This is a genomic window from Streptomyces sp. NPDC102278 (genome assembly GCF_044766345.1).
Lineage (GTDB): Bacteria > Actinomycetota > Actinomycetes > Streptomycetales > Streptomycetaceae > Streptomyces.
On record NZ_JBIWLV010000001.1, the window covers coordinates 313,081 to 333,617 of the forward strand.

20 protein-coding genes are annotated in these 20,537 nt (G+C 70.4%); 9 read left to right on the forward strand and 11 right to left on the reverse strand.

Going from position 1 to position 20,537, the window contains the following annotated elements; all coding sequences use genetic code 11:
* The first annotated feature begins 13 nt into the window (after positions 1 to 13).
* Entirely contained in the window at positions 14 to 703 is a 690-nt protein-coding gene (locus ACIRO3_RS01350) for an XRE family transcriptional regulator (RefSeq protein WP_404131445.1), read from the forward strand.
* A gap of 181 nt (positions 704 to 884) precedes the next feature.
* Here ACIRO3_RS01350 and ACIRO3_RS01355 read toward each other — a convergent pair whose 3' ends face one another.
* Positions 885 to 1,910 (reverse strand): ATP-dependent 6-phosphofructokinase, encoded by a 1,026-nt coding sequence (locus ACIRO3_RS01355; RefSeq protein ID WP_361771295.1) that lies wholly within the window; start codon positions 1,908 to 1,910, stop codon positions 885 to 887.
* A 308-nt stretch (positions 1,911 to 2,218) separates the two neighbouring features.
* On the opposite strand from ACIRO3_RS01355, the gene pta reads away from it, so the two are divergent.
* From pta to ACIRO3_RS01375, 4 genes are all read left to right on the forward strand, one after another.
* Positions 2,219 to 4,300 carry a phosphate acetyltransferase gene (pta, locus tag ACIRO3_RS01360; RefSeq protein ID WP_404131447.1) on the forward strand — a complete coding sequence of 694 codons (2,082 nt, stop codon included), beginning with the start codon at positions 2,219 to 2,221 and terminating at the stop codon, positions 4,298 to 4,300.
* Positions 4,301 to 4,350: 50 nt separating this feature from the next.
* Complete coding sequence (locus tag ACIRO3_RS01365) at positions 4,351 to 5,565, forward strand: acetate kinase (protein WP_404131448.1); 1,215 nt, start codon at positions 4,351 to 4,353, stop codon at positions 5,563 to 5,565.
* A 63-nt stretch (positions 5,566 to 5,628) separates the two neighbouring features.
* Positions 5,629 to 7,062 (forward strand): pyruvate kinase, encoded by a 1,434-nt coding sequence (pyk, locus tag ACIRO3_RS01370; protein WP_351384229.1) that lies wholly within the window; start codon positions 5,629 to 5,631, stop codon positions 7,060 to 7,062.
* A 247-nt stretch (positions 7,063 to 7,309) separates the two neighbouring features.
* Positions 7,310 to 7,591 carry a hypothetical protein gene (locus ACIRO3_RS01375; protein WP_404131450.1) on the forward strand — a complete coding sequence of 94 codons (282 nt, stop codon included), beginning with the start codon at positions 7,310 to 7,312 and terminating at the stop codon, positions 7,589 to 7,591.
* Between the two features lie 73 nt (positions 7,592 to 7,664).
* Here ACIRO3_RS01375 and ACIRO3_RS01380 read toward each other — a convergent pair whose 3' ends face one another.
* The 4 genes from ACIRO3_RS01380 to ACIRO3_RS01395 form a co-directional block, all read right to left on the reverse strand.
* Complete coding sequence (locus ACIRO3_RS01380) at positions 7,665 to 9,005, reverse strand: hypothetical protein (RefSeq protein WP_404131452.1); 1,341 nt, start codon at positions 9,003 to 9,005, stop codon at positions 7,665 to 7,667.
* Entirely contained in the window at positions 8,995 to 9,552 is a 558-nt protein-coding gene (locus ACIRO3_RS01385; protein ID WP_361771287.1) for a DUF6114 domain-containing protein, read from the reverse strand. Before ACIRO3_RS01385 ends, ACIRO3_RS01380 begins: the two co-directional genes overlap by 11 nt.
* 101 nt (positions 9,553 to 9,653) lie before the next feature.
* Positions 9,654 to 10,313, reverse strand: a complete 660-nt coding sequence (locus ACIRO3_RS01390) for a DUF6230 family protein (RefSeq protein ID WP_361771285.1) — start codon at positions 10,311 to 10,313, stop codon at positions 9,654 to 9,656.
* A 617-nt stretch (positions 10,314 to 10,930) separates the two neighbouring features.
* Positions 10,931 to 11,920: a tetratricopeptide repeat protein gene (locus ACIRO3_RS01395; RefSeq protein WP_361771283.1), complete on the reverse strand. Its 990-nt coding sequence runs from the start codon at positions 11,918 to 11,920 to the stop codon at positions 10,931 to 10,933.
* A 350-nt stretch (positions 11,921 to 12,270) separates the two neighbouring features.
* Here ACIRO3_RS01395 and ACIRO3_RS01400 point away from each other — a divergent pair, with 350 nt between their 5' ends.
* Positions 12,271 to 12,909 carry a TetR/AcrR family transcriptional regulator gene (locus ACIRO3_RS01400; protein ID WP_361771281.1) on the forward strand — a complete coding sequence of 213 codons (639 nt, stop codon included), beginning with the start codon at positions 12,271 to 12,273 and terminating at the stop codon, positions 12,907 to 12,909.
* 144 nt (positions 12,910 to 13,053) lie between these two features.
* Here the strand turns inward: ACIRO3_RS01400 and ACIRO3_RS01405 are convergent, their stop codons facing one another.
* The 4 genes from ACIRO3_RS01405 to ACIRO3_RS01420 all read right to left on the reverse strand — a co-directional run bounded on the left by ACIRO3_RS01405 (position 13,054) and on the right by ACIRO3_RS01420 (position 17,157).
* Positions 13,054 to 14,754, reverse strand: coding sequence for a methylmalonyl-CoA mutase (locus ACIRO3_RS01405; protein ID WP_053677502.1), 1,701 nt, complete (start codon positions 14,752 to 14,754; stop codon positions 13,054 to 13,056).
* A 109-nt stretch (positions 14,755 to 14,863) separates the two neighbouring features.
* Complete coding sequence (locus ACIRO3_RS01410) at positions 14,864 to 15,193, reverse strand: DUF3817 domain-containing protein (protein WP_053677720.1); 330 nt, start codon at positions 15,191 to 15,193, stop codon at positions 14,864 to 14,866.
* A 134-nt stretch (positions 15,194 to 15,327) separates the two neighbouring features.
* Positions 15,328 to 15,837 carry a MarR family winged helix-turn-helix transcriptional regulator gene (locus ACIRO3_RS01415; RefSeq protein ID WP_053677500.1) on the reverse strand — a complete coding sequence of 170 codons (510 nt, stop codon included), beginning with the start codon at positions 15,835 to 15,837 and terminating at the stop codon, positions 15,328 to 15,330.
* Positions 15,838 to 15,858: 21 nt separating this feature from the next.
* Positions 15,859 to 17,157, reverse strand: coding sequence for an MFS transporter (locus ACIRO3_RS01420; RefSeq protein WP_404131456.1), 1,299 nt, complete (start codon positions 17,155 to 17,157; stop codon positions 15,859 to 15,861).
* A 155-nt stretch (positions 17,158 to 17,312) separates the two neighbouring features.
* On the opposite strand from ACIRO3_RS01420, the gene ACIRO3_RS01425 reads away from it, so the two are divergent.
* Positions 17,313 to 18,320, forward strand: a complete 1,008-nt coding sequence (locus ACIRO3_RS01425; RefSeq protein ID WP_404131458.1) for a DUF5937 family protein — start codon at positions 17,313 to 17,315, stop codon at positions 18,318 to 18,320.
* 123 nt (positions 18,321 to 18,443) lie between these two features.
* On the opposite strand, the gene ACIRO3_RS01430 is transcribed toward ACIRO3_RS01425, so the two are convergent.
* Together ACIRO3_RS01430 and ACIRO3_RS01435 are read right to left on the reverse strand one after the other, a co-directional pair.
* The gene (locus tag ACIRO3_RS01430; protein ID WP_361771273.1) at positions 18,444 to 18,749 is read right to left on the reverse strand and encodes an MTH1187 family thiamine-binding protein; all 306 of its coding nucleotides are present in this window, start codon (positions 18,747 to 18,749) and stop codon (positions 18,444 to 18,446) included.
* Positions 18,746 to 19,090, reverse strand: coding sequence for a DUF3817 domain-containing protein (locus ACIRO3_RS01435; RefSeq protein ID WP_053677493.1), 345 nt, complete (start codon positions 19,088 to 19,090; stop codon positions 18,746 to 18,748). Before ACIRO3_RS01435 ends, ACIRO3_RS01430 begins: the two co-directional genes overlap by 4 nt.
* A gap of 151 nt (positions 19,091 to 19,241) precedes the next feature.
* On the opposite strand from ACIRO3_RS01435, the gene ACIRO3_RS01440 reads away from it, so the two are divergent.
* A complete protein-coding gene (locus ACIRO3_RS01440; RefSeq protein ID WP_404131460.1) occupies positions 19,242 to 19,880 on the forward strand; it encodes an AIM24 family protein in 639 nt (212 codons plus the stop codon).
* Positions 19,880 to 20,530 (forward strand): AIM24 family protein, encoded by a 651-nt coding sequence (locus tag ACIRO3_RS01445; protein ID WP_361771269.1) that lies wholly within the window; start codon positions 19,880 to 19,882, stop codon positions 20,528 to 20,530. The genes ACIRO3_RS01440 and ACIRO3_RS01445 overlap by 1 nt, the downstream gene beginning before the upstream one ends.
* The last annotated feature ends 7 nt before the right edge of the window (positions 20,531 to 20,537 follow it).

Consider the following 20,537-nt stretch of genomic DNA (forward strand, 5'->3'; position numbering starts at 1 on the left):
CCACTCCTACGGTGTGCTTGTGCACTCCAGCCCCCCCTTCAATGCCCCCGCCGCGCATCGTCTGCGCGCGGCCCTGGGCATGGCGCCCGGCCACGTCGCTTATGGCCTGCGCGCCCAGTACGGCCTGAATGTCGCGCCCGAAACCGTGATGGCCTGGGAGCGGGGCGAGGTCTCACCCACTTCCACCGAGCTCACGGCCCTCGCCGGCGTGCTGTGGTGTTCCCCCGGGGAACTCATCGCCGAGCCGATCAGCCTGCGGGAACATCGGATGGCCAAGGGGATGGCCGCCGAGGAGCTGGCCCGGCGCATCGGGTTGGAGACGAACTCCTACCAGAAGATGGAGGACACCGGCCGCTGGAAGGGCAACGAGCGGCAGTCCGCCGCCCTCGCCTCCACGCTGGGGCTGACCCTGGCCCAGTTCGTGACGGCGACCGGCAAACACGAGGAACTGGCCGACCTGCTGCGCAGCGCGGTCACCACACGCTGGCAGGCCTACGGGAAGCCGCTGTCCAAGATGCTGCCGGTGCCGAAGGCGCACCTGGAGCGGGTACTGGAGCGGCTGCACGGCGAGTACCAGTCCCGCATGGTCGCCACCCTGAGCTGGGGCGGCGGCGAGGGCACGGCCGGGACGGGGGATTCCGGCCGGGAGTACCTCACGGACATCGTGAACCGCTTCTGGGCGATCGCCGGCGGCGCGGAATAGGACGCGTTCCGGGCGGGTCGGGCGGGCAGGTGCCGAACGACCCCGGCCGGTCCGCGGCGGGACGCGACGGGGCCGTTCGGCGCGGGAAGTCGGGATGTGGCCCCCGGTCGCGGGGGCCCGGTCGTGGGGGCCCGGTCGTGGGGCCCGGTCACCGACCCCGGTCACTGGTCCCGGTCATCGGTCAGAAGACGGACTCGGCCTCGTACATGCGGTCCTCCGGGACCGTCTTGAGCTCGGTGACGGCGTGCGCCAGCGGGGCCATCACGATGTCGGTGCCGCGCAGCGCGGTCATGTTGCCGTACTCGCCACGGTGGACGGCCTCGACGGCGTGCCAGCCGAAGCGGGTGGCGAGCACCCGGTCGTACGCGGTCGGGGTACCGCCGCGCTGGACGTGGCCGAGGATGACCGGGCGGGCCTCCTTGCCCAGGCGCCGCTCCAGTTCGACCGCGAGGCGGTTGCCGATGCCGGCGAAGCGCTCGTGACCGTACGCGTCGATGGCGCCCTTCTCGTACGGCATGGAGCCCTCGGCGGGGTGCGCGCCCTCGGCGACGCAGATGACGGCGAACTTCTTGCCGCGGGCGAAGCGCTCCTCCACCATCTTCACCAGCGCGTCCACCTCGAAGGGGCGCTCCGGCAGGCAGATCCCGTGGGCGCCGCCGGCCATGCCGGACTCCAGGGCGATCCAGCCGGCGTGCCGGCCCATGACCTCGACGACCATCACGCGCTGGTGGGACTCGGCGGTCGTCTTGAGGCGGTCGATGGCCTCGGTCGCGACCATGACGGCGGTGTCGAAGCCGAAGGTGCGGTCCGTGGAGGAGATGTCGTTGTCGATGGTCTTCGGCACGCCGACGACGGGCATCCCGGCGTCCGACAGCATCCGGGCGGCGGTGAGGGTGCCCTCGCCGCCGATCGGGATGAGCGCGTCGATGCCGTAGCGCGTCGCCAGTTCGCCGGCGTTCTCGGCCGCTTCGTGCAGGCGCGCCCGCTCCATGCGCGCTGAGCCGAGAATCGTGCCGCCGCGCGCGAGAATGCCGCTGACCGCGTTGATGTCGAGCGGGCGGAAGTTGCCGTCGAGGAGGCCCTTGAAACCGTCCTCGAAGCCGATGACCTCGTCTCCGTGGCCGACGACGGCGCGGTGTACGACCGACCGGATGACAGCGTTGAGGCCCGGGCAGTCGCCGCCTGCGGTGAGAACTCCGATACGCATCGTGCTGTGTCTCCTGCTCCTGGTCGTACCTGGCCGTACGCGTGCGGGCGGACGGCCGTACATATGAAGGGCGTATTGATGAAGCCTGTCCGATTGTTCCACGGGCCGGGGGTGGGTCGCTCTTCGCGCCACTACCCCCGGTGGGCCTTTCGGCCCCCCTGGACAGGGCTTTTTTCCGGTGGGCGACCTATCTGCCCGCAGAGGTATTGTCAAGAGGTCAAGCCCATACCAACCGGGGCAACCGACTCGGAGATCCGCGCGCGGCGCCCAGGTACCGCGCCGCGGCGACACATGGACGGAGAGCACGCGTGACGCGCAGCGTGTACGTGACCGGTATCGAGCGGGGGGATGGCCGGCAGGTCGTCGAGCTGGGAATCATGGAGCTGCTGACCCGCCAGACAGCCCGGGTCGGTGTCTACCGTCCGTTGCTGCACGACGCCCCGGACCGACTCTTCGACCTGTTGAAGGCCCGCTACCGGATCGACCAGGACGCGACGACGGCCTACGGCATGGAGTACCACGAGGCTTGGGCCATCCAGGCCGAGAAGGGTACCGACGAACTGGTCTCCCGGCTCGTCGACCGCTACCACCGGGTGGCCCGGGACTACGAGGTCATGCTCGTCCTCGGCACCGACTACGCCGACACCAACCTCCCGGACGAGCTCGCGTTGAACGCCCGTCTCGCCAACGAGCTGGGGGCCGTGGTCGTGCCCGTCGTGGGTGGTACCAAGCACCCCGCCGAGGCCGTGCGCGCCGAGACCCGCAACGCCTACCGGGCGTACGAGAGCCTGGGCTGTCACGTCGTGGCGATGGTCGTCAACCGGGTGGCGGCCGAGGACCGGGACCACATCGCCGAGCGCCTGGCCGCCCGGATGCCGGTGCCCTGCTACGTGCTGCCGGACGACAAGTCGCTCTCCGCGCCGACCGTCGCCGAGATCACCCGGGCGCTCGGCGGCGAGGTGCTGCTGGGCGACGAGGCCGGGCTGGCGCGCGACGCGGTGGACTTCGTCTTCGGCGGCGCGATGCTGCCGAACTTCCTCAACGCGCTGACCCCCGGCTGCCTGGTGGTCACCCCCGGGGACCGCTCCGACCTGGTCGTCGGCGCGCTGGCCGCGCACACCTCCGGCACCCCGCCGATCGCCGGCGTGTTGCTGACGCTCAACGAGCGGCCGACGCCGGCCGTCCTGGCGCTGGCCTCGAAGCTCGCTCCGGGCACCCCGGTGGTCTCGGTCGCCGGCAACAGCTTCCCCACGGCCGCCGAACTCTTCTCGCTGCAGAGCCGGTTGAACTCGGCGACCCCCCGCAAGCTGGAGACCGCGCTCGGCCTGTTCGAGCGGCACGTGGACACCGCCGAACTGCGCGACCTGCTGTCGGTGGCACGCTCCGAGCGCGTCACCCCGATGATGTTCGAGCACGAGCTGCTGGAGCGGGCCCGCTCCGAGCGCCGCCGCGTGGTGCTGCCCGAGGGCACCGAGGAGCGCGTGCTGCGCGCGGCGGACGTGGTGCTGCGGCGCGGGGTCTGTGACCTGACCCTGCTCGGCGAGGAGCCGGCGATCCTGAAGAAGGCCGCCGACCTGGGCATCGACATCTCGGGTGCCCAGCTGATCGACCCGGCGACCTCTCCCCTGCGGGAACGATTCGCCGAGTACTACGCCCAGGTACGCGCCCACAAGGGCATGACCGTCGAGCTGGCCCACGACGTGGTCACCGACGTCAACTACTTCGGCACCCTGATGGTCCAGGAGGGCCTGGCCGACGGCATGGTCTCCGGTTCGGTGCACTCCACCGCCGCGACCATCCGCCCCGCCTTCGAGATCATCAAGACCAAGCCCGACGCCTCCATCGTGTCCTCGGTCTTCTTCATGTGCCTGGCCGACAAGGTCCTCGTCTACGGGGACTGCGCGGTCAACCCGGACCCGGGCGCCGAGCAGCTCGCGGACATCGCCGTCCAGTCCGCCGCCACCGCCGCCGCCTTCGGCGTCGAGCCGAGGATCGCGATGCTCTCGTACTCCACCGGCACCTCCGGCTCCGGAGCGGACGTCGACAAGGTCCGCAAGGCCACCGAGATCGTCCGCGAGCGTCACCCCGACCTGCTGATCGAGGGTCCGATCCAGTACGACGCCGCCGTGGAACCCTCGGTCGCCGCGACCAAACTGCCCGAGTCGGAGGTGGCCGGCCGCGCGAGCGTGCTGATCTTCCCCGACCTCAACACGGGCAACAACACGTACAAGGCCGTACAGCGCTCGGCGGGCGCCGTCGCGGTCGGTCCGGTCCTCCAGGGTCTGCGCAAGCCGGTCAACGACCTCTCGCGCGGCGCCCTCGTGCAGGACATCGTCACCACGGTGGCGATCACCGCGATCCAGGCCCAGACGAAGCAGTCCGCCGGCTGATCCCGCGCGCCGGCACCCCCGACCCCCACACACGAGAAGGCACCGCATCCGTGACCGCATCGCGCGTACTCGTCCTCAACTCCGGCTCCTCGTCGGTGAAGTACCAGCTCCTCGACATGGCGGACTCCGGCCGTCTCGCCGTCGGGCTGGTGGAGCGGATCGGGGAGGAGACCTCGCGGCTGGTCCACGAACCGCTCACCGGCCCCGGCGCCGCCGGCGGCAAGCGCGAGCGGGTGGGCGCGATCGCCGACCACGAGACCGCCCTGCGGGCGGTGGCCGAGGAGCTGGCCGCCGACGGCCTGGGGCTGGACTCCCCCGAACTCGCGGCCGTGGGGCACCGGGTCGTGCACGGCGGGACCAGGTTCACCCGCCCGACGGTGATCGACGACGAGGTGCTGGCGGAGATCCGCAGCCTGATCCCGCTCGCCCCGCTGCACAATCCGGCGAACGTGACCGGCATCGAGGTGGCCCGCTCGCTGCGCGGCGACCTGCCGCAGGTGGCGGTCTTCGACACCGCCTTCCACTCGACGATGCCGGAGCACGTGGCCCGGTACGCGATCGACGCCGCGACGGCGGACAAGTACTCCATCCGGCGGTACGGCTTCCACGGCACCTCCCACGCCTACGTCTCGCGGGCCACGGCGGAGCTCCTCGGCAGGCCGGTGGAGGACGTGAACGTGATCGTGCTGCACCTGGGCAACGGCGCCTCGGCCTCGGCGGTGCGGGGCGGGGTGTGCGTGGAGACCTCCATGGGGCTGACCCCGCTGGAGGGTCTGGTCATGGGAACCCGGTCCGGCGACCTGGATCCGGCCGTGATCTTCCACCTGGCGCGGGTAGGCGGCCTCTCGGTGGATGAGATCGATTCGCTCCTGAACAAGAAGAGCGGTCTGCTGGGCATGTGCGGCGACAACGACATGCGCGAGGTGCTGCGGCGCGCGGGCGAGGGCGACGAGGCGGCGGCGACCGCCTTCGCCGCCTACGTCCACCGTCTGAAGAAGTACATCGGCGCCTACTCGGCCGTGCTCGGCCGGGTGGACGCGGTGGCGTTCACGGCGGGGGTGGGCGAGAACGCCCACCAGGTCCGGGAGGCCGCGGTCGACGGGCTGGCCGAACTGGGCCTCGCGCTCGACCTGGAGGCCAATGCGGCGCGCTCCTGCGAGCCGCGCCTGATCTCGACGGAGTACGCCCGGGTGGCCGTGGTCGTGGTCCCGACGGACGAGGAACTGGAGATCGCCGCCCAGACGTACGCGCTGGTTACTCAGTAGTCACTTGGACTTTCCACCAGACGGAATATTCCGCTGCGAAACAAACCGGATAGGATCCGCTTCATGCGCCGTTCCAAAATCGTCTGCACCCTGGGCCCCGCCGTCGACTCGTATGAGCAGCTGAAAGCGCTCATCGAGGCAGGCATGAACGTGGCCCGATTCAACTTCAGCCACGGATCCCAGGCGGAACACCAGGAGCGGTACGACCGCGTCCGGAAGGTCTCCGAGGACACCGGGCGTGCCGTCGGCGTCCTCGCCGACCTCCAAGGTCCCAAGATCCGCCTGGAGACCTTCGCCGAGGGTCCCGTCGAGCTGGTGCGCGGTGACGAGTTCACCATCACCACCGAGGACGTCCCGGGCGACAAGTCCATCTGCGGAACCACCTACAAGGGCCTCCCGGGCGACGTCTCCCAGGGCGACCCGATCCTGATCAACGACGGCAACGTCGAGCTGCGGGTGACCGCGGTCGAGGGCTCCAAGGTCAAGACCATCGTCATCGAGGGCGGTGTCATCTCGGACCACAAGGGCATCAACCTGCCGGGTGCCGCGGTCAACGTCCCCGCCCTGTCGGAGAAGGACGTCGACGACCTGCGCTTCGCGCTGCGGATGGGCTGCGACATGGTCGCCCTGTCCTTCGTCCGCGACGCCAACGACGTCAAGGACGTCCACAAGGTCATGGACGAGGTCGGCCGTCGGGTCCCCGTCATCGCCAAGGTGGAGAAGCCCCAGGCCGTCGAGAACATGGCGGCCGTGGTGGACGCCTTCGACGCCGTCATGGTGGCCCGTGGCGACCTGGCCGTCGAGTACCCGCTCGAAAAGGTCCCGATGGTCCAGAAGCGGCTCATCGAGATGTGCCGCCGCAACGCCAAGCCGGTGATCGTCGCGACCCAGATGATGGAGTCGATGATCACCAACTCGCGCCCGACGCGCGCCGAGGCCTCCGACGTCGCCAACGCCATCCTCGACGGCGCTGACGCGGTCATGCTGTCCGCCGAATCCTCGGTGGGCGCCTACCCGATCGAGACCGTCAAGACGATGTCGAAGATCGTCACGGCGGCCGAGGAGGAGCTGCTCTCCAAGGGCCTCCAGCCGCTGGTCCCGGGCAAGAAGCCCCGCACCCAGGGCGGCGCCGTCGCCCGCGCGGCCTGCGAGATCGCCGACTTCCTCGACGCGAAGGCGCTCGTCGCCTTCACCCAGTCCGGCGACACGGCCCGCCGCCTGTCGCGCTACCGCGCGTGCCAGCCGATCCTGGCCTTCACCACCGACACCGGCACCCGCAATCAGCTCACGCTGAGCTGGGGCGTCGAGTCGTACGTGGTCCCGCACGTGGACAACACCGACGCGATGGTCGACCTCGTGGACGCGGAGCTGCTGAAGCTCAACCGCTACCACCCGGGCGACTCGATGATCATCACGGCCGGCTCCCCTCCCGGCGTCCCGGGCACGACCAACATGGTCCGCGTCCACCACCTGGGCGGCGACGACTCCCGCGCCTGACCCGCACGGCGCGACCCGTCGCGCGACTCTGCCGCACAGAGACCGAGGGCGGCACCCCGATCCACACCGGGGTGCCGCCCTCGGTGCGTCGCGGGGCGGTGGAGCGCGAAGACTCAGGACGTTCTACCTGGTGAGGCAGAGCGACTACGTACGCATCGATGTTCCCGGTTCAGAGGACTTCTTGACCTTCCAGGTCGTGGGACGCCCCGAACGTCCCGCGAATCTTGACGACGACGAAGAGTTCGCCATGAGCTCCTATGGCCGACTCTTCCTCGATGAGGACGTGTCCTCCTTCGCGCTCACCCGGATCCGATGTCTCGTCAGCGACGGCCGGCGCCCTTCCGAGGAACTCGTCAAGTGCATCGAGTTCGAATTCGAGCACTCGTCGCACCTGTTCGCCGACCCGCGGAACTTCTTCGGCATCCGCTTGGCGGGAAGCGGTGCGTACGACGACTGGAAGGCCTACTCACAGCGTCCGGACATGCCGTTCGGCTCGCTCCGGGAAGCCGTCTGGACGCCTGACAGCTGACGACCCGGCCGGTCAGGCGACGACGAAGCTCCCGGCAGCAGAGGCTGCCGGGAGCTTCGTGTGTGCGGGGGTTCTACTCCGGCGGGCCGACGTAGTTCTTGAGGCCCGGGACCGTGAGGTTGCCGCCGAACTGGCCGGCCTGGACGACCTTGACGTTCGTGAAGAACGCGAAGGGGACGTTCAGGGGCGGCGGGCTGTTCGGGGTGAACTCGATCGGGATCAGGCCGAAGAGGTTCCCCTTGAGGCTCTCGGTGTACATCGTCACCGTGCCGCCGCGGATCGTGGACGTGGAGCCCGGACGCGACTTCAGGTGGGCGACGTTCCCCTCCTTGCCGACGGTCTGGTACAGGTCCTTGATGTCCAGGGAGTCCGCCGTGAACTTCAGGACCTTCTTGACCTTGCCGCCCGCCGTCTTCACCTCGACGATGCCCGCGTAGTCCAGGCCGTAGAGGGTCAGTCGGGAGCTGTCGAGGTACCAGGGCTCGTCGGGCAGGAGCGGGATGCCCGGCTCCAGCTTGGCGTCGGCCAGTGCCTTGGCGTCGAGGGTCGGGCAGGGGAAGGGTTCCTTCCCGTCCGCGTCCTTGGTCGCCGAGGTGGAGGGAGAAGGGGACGGCGAGGTCTTGTCCTCGTCCTCCTCGGATTCCGCCTTGTCCTTGTCCTTGTCGGCCTTGTCCTTGTCGGCCTTGTCCTTGTCGGTGGCCTTGCCCGTCTCGTCCTTGGGGGACTTGGCGGTGTCCTTGACGTCCTGGGGCAGTTCCTCGACCTTGGCGCCGGCCTGCTTGGCTGCCTCGCGGATCGCGTCCGCCGACGGGTCGGGCTTGGGTGCGGTGGACGTGGTGGGCGCCGGGGTGGCCGGCTTCTGCGCACCCTGGAGGGGCTTGCCGAGCTCGTCGAAGAAGTCCTTGACCTTGTCGCCGACGCCCAGCGGGTCGAGCGGGTTCGTGGGCTTGGCCGCCGAGGCGGAAGGCGACGGGGAGGCGCTCGTGGACGGGGTGGCCGCCGGAGTGCTCTTCGTCTTCTCGGGCGTGGTGGGCTTGGACGCGGACGGCTTCGTACCGGGCTTCGGTGCCACCGCGCTCGCCCCGGGCGAGGGAGTCGCGCTCGGCGATGTGCTCGCGCTCGGCGAAGGCGACTTGGACGCGGAGGGCGAAGCCGATTCCGCGGGCTCGTCGGACCGTGTCACACACGGACCGGGCGCGAAGGGGATGTCCTTGTCGTCGGCCAGGGCCAGCTTGGGGGCCATGCCCATTCCGACGAACACTGCGGTCGGCATGGCCGCCAGTGCCATCGTCTTGCCGACGGGTATCTGGAACTTGGTCAGCAGCGACTTCCTGGGCGCCGCGTGTCGCGGGCCTCTTCTTTCACGGGACTCCGCATCCGGGGTCTCACCCCGCTGCGTCTCGTCACCCCGCACTGTTCCTCCCGCCATCGGCGTGGGCAGTCGTCTCGGTCGCGTAAGCCGTTTCCGTGTCGCGGGGACCGGGGATCCCGAGCGGGCCATCGGCGAACGCGTCCGCCTTGGCCGCCGCCGCATCCTGCTCCTCGTCCGGGGTCGCCGGCTTGCCAGGGACCCATGCGAGGGCCAGGGCGCCGCCGATCAGCGAGAACAGGAACCCGAGGAAGAAGCCGCCCAGGTTGGACACCGGCAGGGAGACCAGGGCCAGAAGGATCGAGGCCACCCCGGCGAAGACCCGGATGCCCTGTTGGAACCAGAGGGCCACACCCAGAGTCATCAGCAGGACGCCGATGATCAGCGAGCCCGCACCGGCGGTCGTCGCCATGGCGATCGTGATGTTGCCCAGGCGGAGGTCCGCGTAGGGGAAGTACGCGATCGGGAAGCCCCCGAAGAGAATGAAGACCCCCGCCCAGAAGGGGCGGTGCCCCCGCCAGTCGCGGAAGCGGTGGCGCACCACGGTGAGCCAATGTTCGTCTGTGGAGCGAACCGGGGCCTCGGCGTTCATGGACAACAGCTCCCTGGAAACGGTGGTACGGAAAACCATGTGGCGCCCGGGAGGGCCGGCGACGACATCTGCCGGCCCTCCCGGTCACGCACCGGAACCGACTACTTGACGTCGGAGTCCTTGTAGCAGGGCTCGTCGCCACTGAGCAGGCGCAGCTTGAGGTCCGGCAGCGTGAACGTACCCGCCGTCGTCGCCCAGGCCTTCTGCTTCACGTCAGTCAGCACGGCCTTCTTGGCGCGCTGCGCGAACAGGGCGCCGTTCGCCACCGTGCCGGCCTGCGGCGTGGTGGGGTGTTCCGCGGTGCCGCCCGCCGCGCCGACCGCGACGCCGATGTCCAGACCGGTGAACGTGGCGTCGGTGTCGAGCTCGGCGACGTCCAGGTAGATGTTCTCCGCGACCGCCGGCTTGCCCTTGTTGCCGGTCTGGAGCTTCATCGTGACGTTGCCGATGCCCGGGATCGGGGTGACCAGCGACTGGCACATGTTGGTGATCTCGGCGTGACGGAACCCGGAGATGGTGACCGGGTGCGCCGCGTCCTTGCCGTCGAGGCCCTTGCCCTTGGCGACGCTGCCGTACTGGATGAGGTCATCACCGTCGAGCTTGTCGGCCGAGACCTTGAAGTCCTGGCCCGAGACGCTGAAGGACGCCGCGAGGGCACCCTGCGCCAGACCCACACCGACCGCGGCCGTGGCCGCGATGCTCGGCACCATGACGAGAGCGAAGCGCTTCCATCTGGTCCCACCACGAACCTGAGAACTCATTTTCGTTCCTCCTTCTCGGACGTACATCTCCGGTCCGGGCAGTGCCCGTCCTGGGATGGGAGAAGTGCTACGTCCTCGGGAAGAAGCGCGAGCGGCCGAGCCGCGACCAGGCCGCGTCCGTACACAGGCGTTCACCCCCGAGCGACAACCACTGGGCCACGCGTTCGCGCAACCTGGGGGGACAGGCCCTGCCGGTGCGGCAAGTACCCCCCTGTCCCACGGCCGGTGCCACTGCCACAGGCCGACTCGGTGGGGACCCTCCACCGCGGCTCCGGATGAGCGGCTCTGCGGGAAGGACCGAGCGTGGCCGATCGTGGTCCATTCACGGCCGGGGCACAAGGGGGTTCGTTACTGGCGGGTAACGGCTGGATAACCGGAGTGAGGCCCACTGTCGTCGGGGGGCAACACAGGGTGTTACCCAGGGCCACGACAAACAGGGAACGAGCGAACCAACCGGACAGTTCACGGGGTTCGACTTACTGCGAGTAACAGCAGCCGCGATTGCCAAGTTTTGGCAAAGCGCGGCCGCTGTTTCTCTATCTGTCAACAAATCATCGGCGGGCCGGCCATGCCCGGGGATGCCCCCGGACCGGCCCCGGACCGCTTCCGGACCGGGTCTAGAAGAGCACCCGCGCGAGCGCCGTCCGGGCCGCCGAGACCCGGGGGTCGTCCGCCCCGATGACCTCGAACAGTTCCAGCAGCCTCAGTCGTACCGTGTCCCGGTCGTCACCGAACGTCACCCGCACGGTGTCCACCAGGCGACCGAAGGCGTCCTCCACGTGACCGCCGACCAGGTCCAGGTCGGCGGCGGCGATCTGCGCCGCCGGGTCCTTCGGGTTCTCGGCGGCCGCGCTGCGCACCGTCTGCGGGTTCATGTCCTGGACCCGGACGAGGAGCTCCGCCTGCGCCAGGCCCAGCTTGGCCTCGGTGTTGGCCGGGGCGTCGACCAGTACGTTCTTGTACGCCTGCACCGCGCCGGCCAGGTCGCCCGCGTCGAGCGCGACGACCGCCGCCTCCAGCAGGGCGTCGTACGGGCCGACGGGCTCGGCGGTCTCGACCGGGGCCCCTTCGGCGCTCGGGTCGACCTGGATTCCGATGAGACCGAAGCGCTCCTCCGCGACCTGGACGAGCTGGGCCAGGGTCTCGCGGATCTGCTGCTCGGGGGCCGCGCCCTGGAACAGGGGCAGCACTTGGCCGGCGACGACGGCGAAGACGGCCGGGATGCCTTGGATGCCGAACTGCTGCATGAGCAGCTGGTTGGCGTCGACGTCCACCTTGGCCAGGACGAGGCGGCCGTTCGCCTCGACGGTCAACCGCTCCAGGAGCGGGCTGAGCTGCTTGCACGGCTCACACCACTCGGCCCAGAAGTCGAGGACGACGGGCACCTGGTCGGAAAGCTGGATGACATCGCGGTCGAAACCGGCCTCGTCTACGTCGATGACGAGCGCGGACGGCGGTACGGCGCCGGTGGGCGCGGCGTCCGCGCCGGCGCCGCCCTGGCGGTTCGCCTCGGCGCGCGCCTGCTCGGCCTTCGCCTTGGCTTCGCCGGCGGCCTTCACCGCGGCGAGGTCGACGACGCCGCTCATGGACATGTTTCTGGGCTGCATGCGTACATCCTCCCCCGTGTGCGCGCGCCGACGAAAAAGATCGGACAAGATCGCGTGAGGAATTCCCGCGCGCGCCCGATCGGTGTTACCCGAGGTGTCGGTGATGCCTGTGTTACCCGTGTTGCTGCTCCAGCGCTGACGCGACGGAGCAGCACCCGTACTGCGTTGGTGTTGCGTTGTTCCCCTGAGGTCGGCACCAGGTCCCCACCCGGCGCCCGTAGCCTTCGCGTGGTTGTCGCTCTTACGCTACGAGCCGTAGCGTAACTCCCCCCGGCCTCCGGCGCCCCGTGATCTGAACCACAGTGAACGGGCCCCCGACGGTTCACCTACTGGCGGGTATGGTCACCGCCATGCGCAACCCCAGCCCCGGCACCAGCCCCCCGCACGGCCGCACCGGCCGCCCCCGCAGCGCGGCGGCGGACGAGGCGATCCTTGCCGCGACGCGGGACGCGCTGGTCGAGCTGGGCTGGTCGAAGCTGACGATGGGCGACGTCTCGGCGCGCGCCGGCGTCGCGAAGACCACCCTGTACCGGCGTTGGGCGAACAAGAACGAGCTGGTGGTCGACGCGGTCGCGGAGCTCTTCGACGCGCTCGAACTGCCCGACCGGGGCTCGCTGGAAGCCGACATCGAGTACGTGGTGCTGCGCTTCGCGGAGCTGCTGCGGCGGCCGGAGGCCCGTACCGCGCTGATGGCGGTGGTCGCCGAGTCCACCCGGGACGAGGCCCTGCGGGACCGGATCCGGTCGGCGATCGTGGACCGGCAGAAACGTCTCGTCGTCCTGGGTCGCGAGCGCGCCCAGGCGCGCGGCGAACTCCCCTACGAGGAGGACGAGTCCCTGGCGAACCACACCACGGACCTGATCTTCGACGTGATCGCCGGCACGGTGGTGCACCGGGCCCTGGTCAGCTCCGAGCCGGTGGACGAGCTCTGGGTGGCCACCTTCACCGCCCTGCTGATGCACGGCCTCCTGGGCGCGGCGCCGGCCTGAGCGGGGAGGAACCCCACCCCTGGGCCGGCCCGAGCCACGGCCGCGGCCGAAGCCGCGCCCCACGCGAAAGCCGGCCGCGGCGCCTCCTTGCGGGGGCGCCACGACCGGCCGTCACGGGCGTGGGGAGCACGTGCCGATCAGGGATCAGAAGCCGGGCGGCTCGGTGTACGTGCCCCACTCGTCCCGCAGGACGTTGCAGATCTCGCCCATGGTGGCCTCGGCCCGCACCGCGTCCAGCATCGCCGGGATCATGTTCGAGCCGTCCCGGGCGGCGGCCAGCATGGTGTCCAGCGAGGCCTTGACCTTGGCGTCGTCCCGACGCCCCTTGCGCGCGGCCAGTTCCTCGACCTGTACGCGCTCCACCTCGTGGCTGACCCGGAGGATCTCCAGGTCACCGGTGACCGATCCGTGGTGGACGTTGACGCCGACGACCCGCTTGTCGCCCTTCTCCAGGGACCGTTGGTAGGTGAAGGCCGATTCGGCGATCTCGCCGGTGAACCAGCCGTCCTCGATGCCGCGCAGGATGCCCGAGGTGATCGGCCCGATGGGGTGCCGGCCGTCCGGATGGGCGCGCAGTCCGCGCTCCTTGATCTGGTCGAAGATCTTCTCGGCGTCGGCCTCGATGCGGTCGGTGAGCTGCTCGACGTACCAGGAACCGCCCAGCGGGTCGGCCACGTTGGCCACGCCGGTCTCCTCCATCAGCACCTGCTGCGTGCGCAGGGCGATCTCGGCGGCCTGCTCGCTCGGCAGGGCGAGGGTCTCGTCGAGGGCGTTGGTGTGCAGCGAGTTGGTGCCGCCGAGGACGGCCGCGAGGGCCTCCACGGCGGTCCGCACGACGTTGTTGTAGGGCTGCTGGGCCGTGAGGGAGACGCCGGCGGTCTGGGTGTGGAAGCGCAGCCACATGGTCTTGTCGGACTGGGCGCCGTAGACCTCCTTCATCCAGCGGGCCCAGATCCTGCGGGCGGCGCGGAACTTGGCGATCTCCTCGAAGAAGTCGAGGTGCGCGTCGAAGAAGAAGGAGAGACCGGACGCGAAGTGGTCCACGTCCAGACCGCGGGACAGGCCCAACTCCACGTAGCCGAAGCCGTCGGCGAGGGTGTAGGCGAGCTCCTGCGCGGCCGTGGCGCCGGCCTCGCGGATGTGGTAGCCCGAGACGGACAGCGGCTTGTAGGCCGGGATGCCGTTCGCGCAGTACTCCATGAGGTCGCCGATGAGGCGCAGGTGCGGCTCGGGTTCGAAGAGCCACTCCTTCTGGGCGATGTACTCCTTGAAGATGTCGGTCTGGAGCGTGCCGTTGAGCACGGCCGGATCGACGCCCTGGCGCTCGGCGGCGACCAGGTACATGCAGAAGGCGGGAACGGCGGGGCCGCTGATGGTCATCGAGGTGGTGACGTCGCCGAGCGGGATGTCCTTGAACAGGATCTCCATGTCGGCGGCGGAGTCGATGGCCACACCGCAGTGCCCGACCTCGCCGAGGGCGCGGGGGTCGTCGGAGTCGCGTCCCATCAGGGTGGGCATGTCGAAGGCGACGGAGAGCCCGCCGCCGCCGGCGGCCAGGATCATCTTGTAGCGCTCGTTGGTCTGCTCGGCGTTGCCGAACCCGGCGAACTGCCGGATCGTCCAGGTCCGCCCGCGGTATCCGGTGGCGTGCAGGCCCCGGGTATAGGGGTACTCCCCCGGCCAGCCGATGCGCTCGAACCCCTCGTACGAGTCGCCGGGTCGGGGCCCGTAGACGGGATCGACGGCGTCGCCGGAGAGCGTCGTGAAATCGGCCTCGCGCTTGCGGGCTTTGTCGTACCGGGCCTGCCAGCGACGGCGGCCCTCCTCGATGGCGTCAGCGTCCATACCCATGAATTTACTAGGACGTCCTAGTAAATGTCGATGGCAAACCCCCGGGGAGTCGTCCCGGGGGTGGTCGGCTCGGGCGCGCCGCGAGCCGCACGCCGGCCGGAGGCTAGGCCTTGGCGGTGGTCAGACCGTCTTCGACCAGCGGTTCGACCTCGGCGCGGACCTTGCGCTCGACGAAGAAGGCCGCGAGCGGAATCGTTCCGCTGACCATGACCCAGAGCATCTTGCCGAAGGGCCAGCGGGCCTTGGAGCTCAGGTCGAAGGCGAAGACCAGGTAGATCATGAAGAGCACGCCGTGGGCCTGCGAGACCACGAAGGTCAGGTCGGCGCCCTTGTCGAAGCCGTACTTGAAAACCATGCAGGTGCACAGCACCAGCAGCATCACGGCAGTGACAAAGGCCATCACCCGGTACCGGGTCAGCACGCTTCGTTTCATGGCCACGAGCCTAACCGTCCGTTTTGCGCGATCTTGACGCGGGCCCCGCGAGCGATGCCGCGACCGACGCCGTGATCGGCGCAGTGATCGGCGCAGTGACCGACGCCGTCACCCACGCGTCCCCGTGACGGGAGCTACTTCTCGTCGAAGTCGCCGGCCGACACCCGCAGGGGGCGCAGCAGGGCGAAGATCTCCCCGCACTCCTCGGTGTCGTACGCCCCGAGGCCGAAGTCGATCTCCATCAGGTCCCGGGTCGCGGCCTCGACGACCTCGCGGCCCTTGTCGGTGATCGACGCGAGCGTGCCGCGCCCGTCGTTCGGGTTGGGCCGCTTGGCCACCAGTCCGGAGCGCACCAGCCGGTCCACGGTGTTCGTCACCGAGGTCGGGTGGACCATCAGTCGCTCGCCGATCTTCGACATCGTCAGCTCGCCGGCCTGCGAGAACGTCAGCAGCACGAGGGCCTCGTACCGCGCGAAGGTCAGTCCGTACGGCTTCACCACGGCGTCGACCTCACCGAGCAGGATCTGGTGCGCCCGCATGATCGAGGTGATGGCCGCCATCGACGGCACCGGACCCCAGCGGCGCTCCCACAGTTCGTCGGCGCGGGCGATGGGGTCGAAGGGAAGGCTGAGCGGCTTGGGCATCCACCAGACCCTACCGGGCGGTCATTTGGTGGTCAGCCCCGTCTCATCCCTCGACCCCTCCGCGGCCGGGGCGCAGGCGCGCGATTCGGCCAGCAGGGCCAGGACGACGAGGGTGCCGAGCACCCCCGAGGCGGTGACGACGACGTGGACCGGCAGGAACTCGGCGGCGAGCCCGGCCAGGGCCATGCCGACTCCCTGGAGGGTCATCATCCCGGTCCCGAGCAGGGTCATCGCCCGGCCGCGCAGTTCCTCGGGCACGGCGTCCACGTACATCCGGTCGAGCCCGAGGGTGTACGCGTGCGCCAGCCCGGCCGCCAGGAGTGCCGCGAGGACGACGACGACGCCCGGCCGGACGGCGTACAGCAGGAGCGGCGCCAGGCCGACCGCCGCGAGCGGGGCCACGATCCGCGAACGCGTTCGGGCGGTGAGTACGGAGCCCGCCCAGAGTTCACCCGCGATGGTGCCGACGGGCAGCGCGCACATCAGCAGCCCGAGGGCGACGGTTCCGCCGCCGAGGCCGGCGACGTAGGGGGCGAGCAGCGCCTCGGGTACCACGACGAAGGCCGGCGGCAGCCAGAACAGCAGGGTCAGCACGCGCGTCCGGCGGTGGCGCAAGACGGCCCGCAGGCCGCCGAGGGGGGTGCCGCCGGCGCTCGCGCGGGCGGGGCGGGCCGCCGTGCCGAGGCGCAGCAGGAGCGCGGAGCCCAGGAAGCCGGCGGCGGTGAGCGCGATCGCGCCGCGGGGTGCGAGGACGGTGAGCAGCAGCCCGCCGAGGCCGAAGCCGATGAGTTGGGCGCTCTGCGCGACCATGCGCAGCAGTGACCGGCCGAGGACGAAGACGTCGCCGGCCCCGAGGATGTCGGCGAGGGAGGCGCTGCGGGCGCCCTGGAAGAGGGGTGCGACGAACGACATGGCGCAGCGCAGGGCGAGGAGGCCGGCGACCGGGGTCGCGGGCAGGACCATGGCCGCCGCGCAGGCCGCGCAGACGAGATCGCAGGCCACGAGCACCCTCCGGGCCGGGTACCGGTCGGCGAGCCCGGCGAGCAGGGTGCCGCCGAGGGCGTAGGGGAGGAAGCCGAGGGCGAAGGTGAGCGCGCTCATCAGCGGTGAGCCGGTGAGCCGGTACACGAGGACGGTCAGGGAGATCTCGGCGACGACGACACCGAGCACGGACAGCAGGTGGGCGGCGAAGACGCTCCGGAACTCCCGGACCCGGAAGACGTCCCGGTACCCGGAGTCGGTCGGGGCCGCCGGCTGGTCGTGGGCCGGGGGATCGGCGGCCGCGGGCTGATCGGCGGCCGGTTGGTTGACGGTTGCCATGGGGTCACCCTGGTCGGGGCTAGGCTGCCGGGGCAGGGATTCGTTCCCCGCCGAATCCTCGCGCCCGTCCCGCCGGGAGGCCTTCGGACATCTCGGGAGGCCTCGGGAGTCTCGGAAGGGACCTCGAAGGACCTCGGGAGACCTCGGGAGGGTCGATGCCGTTCCACTACCGGTTCGGTCCGGTGGACCTGCTGCGCTGCCGCTTCTCGATCTCCCCGCGCTGGGAGACGCAGGAGGCGGTCCGGGTCCTGCTGTACCGGCACCGACAGGCCTACCACCTGCCCTGGCTGCGGGGGATCCGCGAGGCGGCGGCCGGCCTGGACCTGCGCCCGCTGTGGCTGCTGATGCCCCACAAGGGGCACAACCCGGACTTTCTCAGCCCGCCGCCGGCCGGCCCGTCGGTGACCTTCGAGGAGGAGCTGGCCCGGGTGCGCGCGGCTGATCCGGGCGCCGCCCGGGAGGATCTGCGGCGCTCCCTGGTGTGTACGCCCGGCGCCGCGGAGAGCGACATCGGGCAGCGGCTGCTCGCGGACCCGGAGCGGGCCGTGCGGGAGTTGGCGGATCTCCTGGAGCTGGCCTGGACGGTCCTGGTCGCCCCGCACTGGCCGAGGCTGCGGGCCCTGCTGGAGGCGGACGTCCTCTTCCACTCCCGCAGGCTCGCGGCGGGCGGGCTGGAGGCCCTCTTCGACGGGCTCCACCCGGACCTGCGGTGGTCCGGGGACACCCTCGTCATCGACCGGCGCACGCACCACGACCGCTCGCTCGACGGCCAGGGCCTGCTGCTGATGCCGAGCGCGTTCGTCTGGCCGGAGGTGGTCGGGGGCTACGACCCGCCGTGGCAGCCGACGGTGGTGTACCCGGCCCGGGGCATCGGCGCCCTGTGGGCGGCCACGGACGGTCCGACGCCGCGGGCCCTCGTCCGGCTGCTGGGGCGGGCCCGGGCCGAGATCCTGCGCGCCCTGGAGGAGCCCGCCTCCACCTCGGCGTTGGCCGCCCGCCTCCGCCTGGCGCCGTCCACGGTCTCGGCCCACCTCAAGACCCTCCAGTCGGCGGGGCTGCTCCTCTCCTCCCGCCACGGCCACCGGGTCCTCTACGAACGCACCCCCCTGGCCATCGCGTTGGCGACGGGCACCGACCCCGTGAGCGGACCCTCCGCGCCCTGACCGTGCGGCGGCCGTACGGGCGGGGCGCGCGCCGGCCGTACGGGGAGCCGCGCCGGCCCCGGCGGACACGCGAAAGCGCCCCCGGCCCGATCGGCCGGAGGCGCTTCGAAGGATGCGGGGAGGTCAGCCCTCGGAGCCGGCCGCGAGGTGCCGCTCGACGGTCTCCACCTTGGAGGTCATCCCGTCGCTGACCCCGGGACGGATGTCGGCCTTGAGGATGAAGGAGACCCGGGGCGCCCGCGCCTCCACGGCGGCGACGGCGCGCTTCACCACGTCCATGACCTCGTCCCAGGGACCTTCCACCGTGGTGAACATCGCGTCGGTGCGGTTCGGCAGCCCGGACTCCCGTACGACACGGACCGCGTCGGCCACGTACTCGCCGACCTCCTCGCCCACCCCGAGCGGGGTCACGGAGAACGCGACGATCATGCGCGGGCCGCCTCGCGCGCCCGCGCGGCCAGGACGCTGTCGGCCTCGTCGCGCTTGAGCAGCCGGTCCCCGTACAGCCCGCCGAACGGCAGCAGCGCCAGCAGGAAGAACAGGGCCACCTTCTTCAGCGGCCACTTCGCCTTGTTCCAGACGTCGAGCAGGAAGACCGCGTAGATGACGAAGAGGATGCCGTGCAGAATGCCCAGCGGCATCATCAGGTAGTCGATGTCGGAGACCCGGCTCAGCAGCGAGCCGAAGATCAGCAGGGCCGGGAACGACAGTGCCTCCGGTACGGAGATGAGGCGCAGCCGGTGCAGGGCGGAAGCGGTCTTGATGTCCACGTGGAACCTTCGCGGGAGGAGGCCGGGGGTCCTTCCCAGTGTCTCAGCTGCCCCGGGGGATCTTGACCGGGGTACCCGGGAACGACCGGGTGTGGCGGATATCGGCCACGAAGCCCTGTTCGGTCCCGCCCTCTGCGGATAACGTCTTCCCGTGGCTCAGTTCCGACTCCAAGGCAGCAAGGTGCTCGCCGTCGACCTGACCGGGGACGCCGTCAAAGCGAAAAACGGCTCCATGGTCGCGTACGACGGCCAGATGGCCTTCAAGAAGATGACCGGCGGTGGCGAAGGCCTGCGCGGGATGGTGACCCGCCGGCTGACCGGCGAACAGATGACGGTGATGGAGGTCCAAGGGCAGGGCACCTGCTTCTTCGCCGACCGCGCGAGCGAGATCAATCTGGTCGACCTGCGCGGCGAGAAGCTCCATGTGGAGTCCAGCAACCTGCTGTGCGCCGACGCCGGTCTGCGCACCGGCACCACCTTCACCGGCCTGCGCGGCGCGACGTCGGGCAACGGCCTGTTCACCACGACCGTGGAGGGCTCCGGCCAGGCCGCGATCACGTCCGACGGTCCGGCGGTGGTGCTGCGCGTCAGTGCCCAGTACCCGCTGTCGGTCGACCCGGGCGCTTACGTCGCGCACACCGGGAACCTCCGGCAGTCCTTCCAGTCGGGCGTGAACTTCCGCACGCTGATCGGCGAGGGCTCGGGCGAGGCGTTCCAGATCCGCTTCGAGGGCGAGGGCCTGGTGTACGTGCAGCCCAGCGAGCGCAACACCGTCGGGGGCGACGTCTGATGCCGTTCCGTGAGATCAACTCCAAGATGGTCGAGGCCCAGGTCGTCCCCGGGCAGAAGATGTACAGCCAGCGCGGCGCGATGCTCGCGTACCGGGGCGAGGTCTCCTTCACCCCGAGCCTGACCGGTGGTCAGGGCGGGGTCATGGGCATGATCGGCCGCCGGGTGGCGAACGAACAGACCCCGCTGATGTCGGTCGAGGGCAGCGGCACCGTGATGTTCGGCCACGGCGGCCACCACATCCAGGTGATCAACCTGTCCGGCGAGACCCTGTACGTGGAGGCGGACCGGCTGCTCGCCTTCGACGGCACCCTCCGGCAGGGGACGATGTTCATGGGCTCGCAGGGCGGCGTCATGGGCATGGTGCGCGGCCAGGTGTCCGGCCAGGGCCTGTTCACCACCACCCTCAAGGGACACGGATCCGTCGCCGTCATGGCGCACGGCGGGGTCATCGAGTTGCCCATCACCCCGAACCGGCCGGTCCACGTCGACCCGCAGGCGTACGTGGCCCACCACGGGGACGTCAGGAACAAGCTCTCCACGGCGCTCGGCTGGCGCGACATGGTGGGGCGCGGATCGGGCGAGGCGTTCCAGTTGGAGCTGTCGGGCCAGGGCGCGGTGTACGTACAGGCCTCGGAGGAGAAGCTGTGAACTTTGG

What these genes read in the sequence shown, in the direction of transcription:
- ACIRO3_RS01390 (WP_361771285.1), bottom strand. Translation starts at nt 10,313, where the DNA reads ATGAGTTCTCAGGTTCGTGGTGGGACCAGATGGAAGCGCTTCGCTCTC.
- ACIRO3_RS01415 (WP_053677500.1), bottom strand. Translation starts at nt 15,837, where the DNA reads ATGCCCAAGCCGCTCAGCCTTCCCTTCGACCCCATCGCCCGCGCCGAC.
- ACIRO3_RS01375 (WP_404131450.1), top strand. Translation starts at nt 7,310, where the DNA reads ATGAGCTCCTATGGCCGACTCTTCCTCGATGAGGACGTGTCCTCCTTC.
- ACIRO3_RS01410 (WP_053677720.1), bottom strand. Translation starts at nt 15,193, where the DNA reads ATGAAACGAAGCGTGCTGACCCGGTACCGGGTGATGGCCTTTGTCACT.
- ACIRO3_RS01400 (WP_361771281.1), top strand. Translation starts at nt 12,271, where the DNA reads ATGCGCAACCCCAGCCCCGGCACCAGCCCCCCGCACGGCCGCACCGGC.
- pyk (WP_351384229.1), top strand. Translation starts at nt 5,629, where the DNA reads ATGCGCCGTTCCAAAATCGTCTGCACCCTGGGCCCCGCCGTCGACTCG.
- ACIRO3_RS01385 (WP_361771287.1), bottom strand. Translation starts at nt 9,552, where the DNA reads ATGAACGCCGAGGCCCCGGTTCGCTCCACAGACGAACATTGGCTCACC.
- ACIRO3_RS01355 (WP_361771295.1), bottom strand. Translation starts at nt 1,910, where the DNA reads ATGCGTATCGGAGTTCTCACCGCAGGCGGCGACTGCCCGGGCCTCAAC.
- ACIRO3_RS01425 (WP_404131458.1), top strand. Translation starts at nt 17,313, where the DNA reads ATGCCGTTCCACTACCGGTTCGGTCCGGTGGACCTGCTGCGCTGCCGC.
- ACIRO3_RS01405 (WP_053677502.1), bottom strand. Translation starts at nt 14,754, where the DNA reads ATGGACGCTGACGCCATCGAGGAGGGCCGCCGTCGCTGGCAGGCCCGG.
- ACIRO3_RS01395 (WP_361771283.1), bottom strand. Translation starts at nt 11,920, where the DNA reads ATGCAGCCCAGAAACATGTCCATGAGCGGCGTCGTCGACCTCGCCGCG.
- ACIRO3_RS01420 (WP_404131456.1), bottom strand. Translation starts at nt 17,157, where the DNA reads ATGGCAACCGTCAACCAACCGGCCGCCGATCAGCCCGCGGCCGCCGAT.
- ACIRO3_RS01445 (WP_361771269.1), top strand. Translation starts at nt 19,880, where the DNA reads ATGCCGTTCCGTGAGATCAACTCCAAGATGGTCGAGGCCCAGGTCGTC.
- ACIRO3_RS01430 (WP_361771273.1), bottom strand. Translation starts at nt 18,749, where the DNA reads ATGATCGTCGCGTTCTCCGTGACCCCGCTCGGGGTGGGCGAGGAGGTC.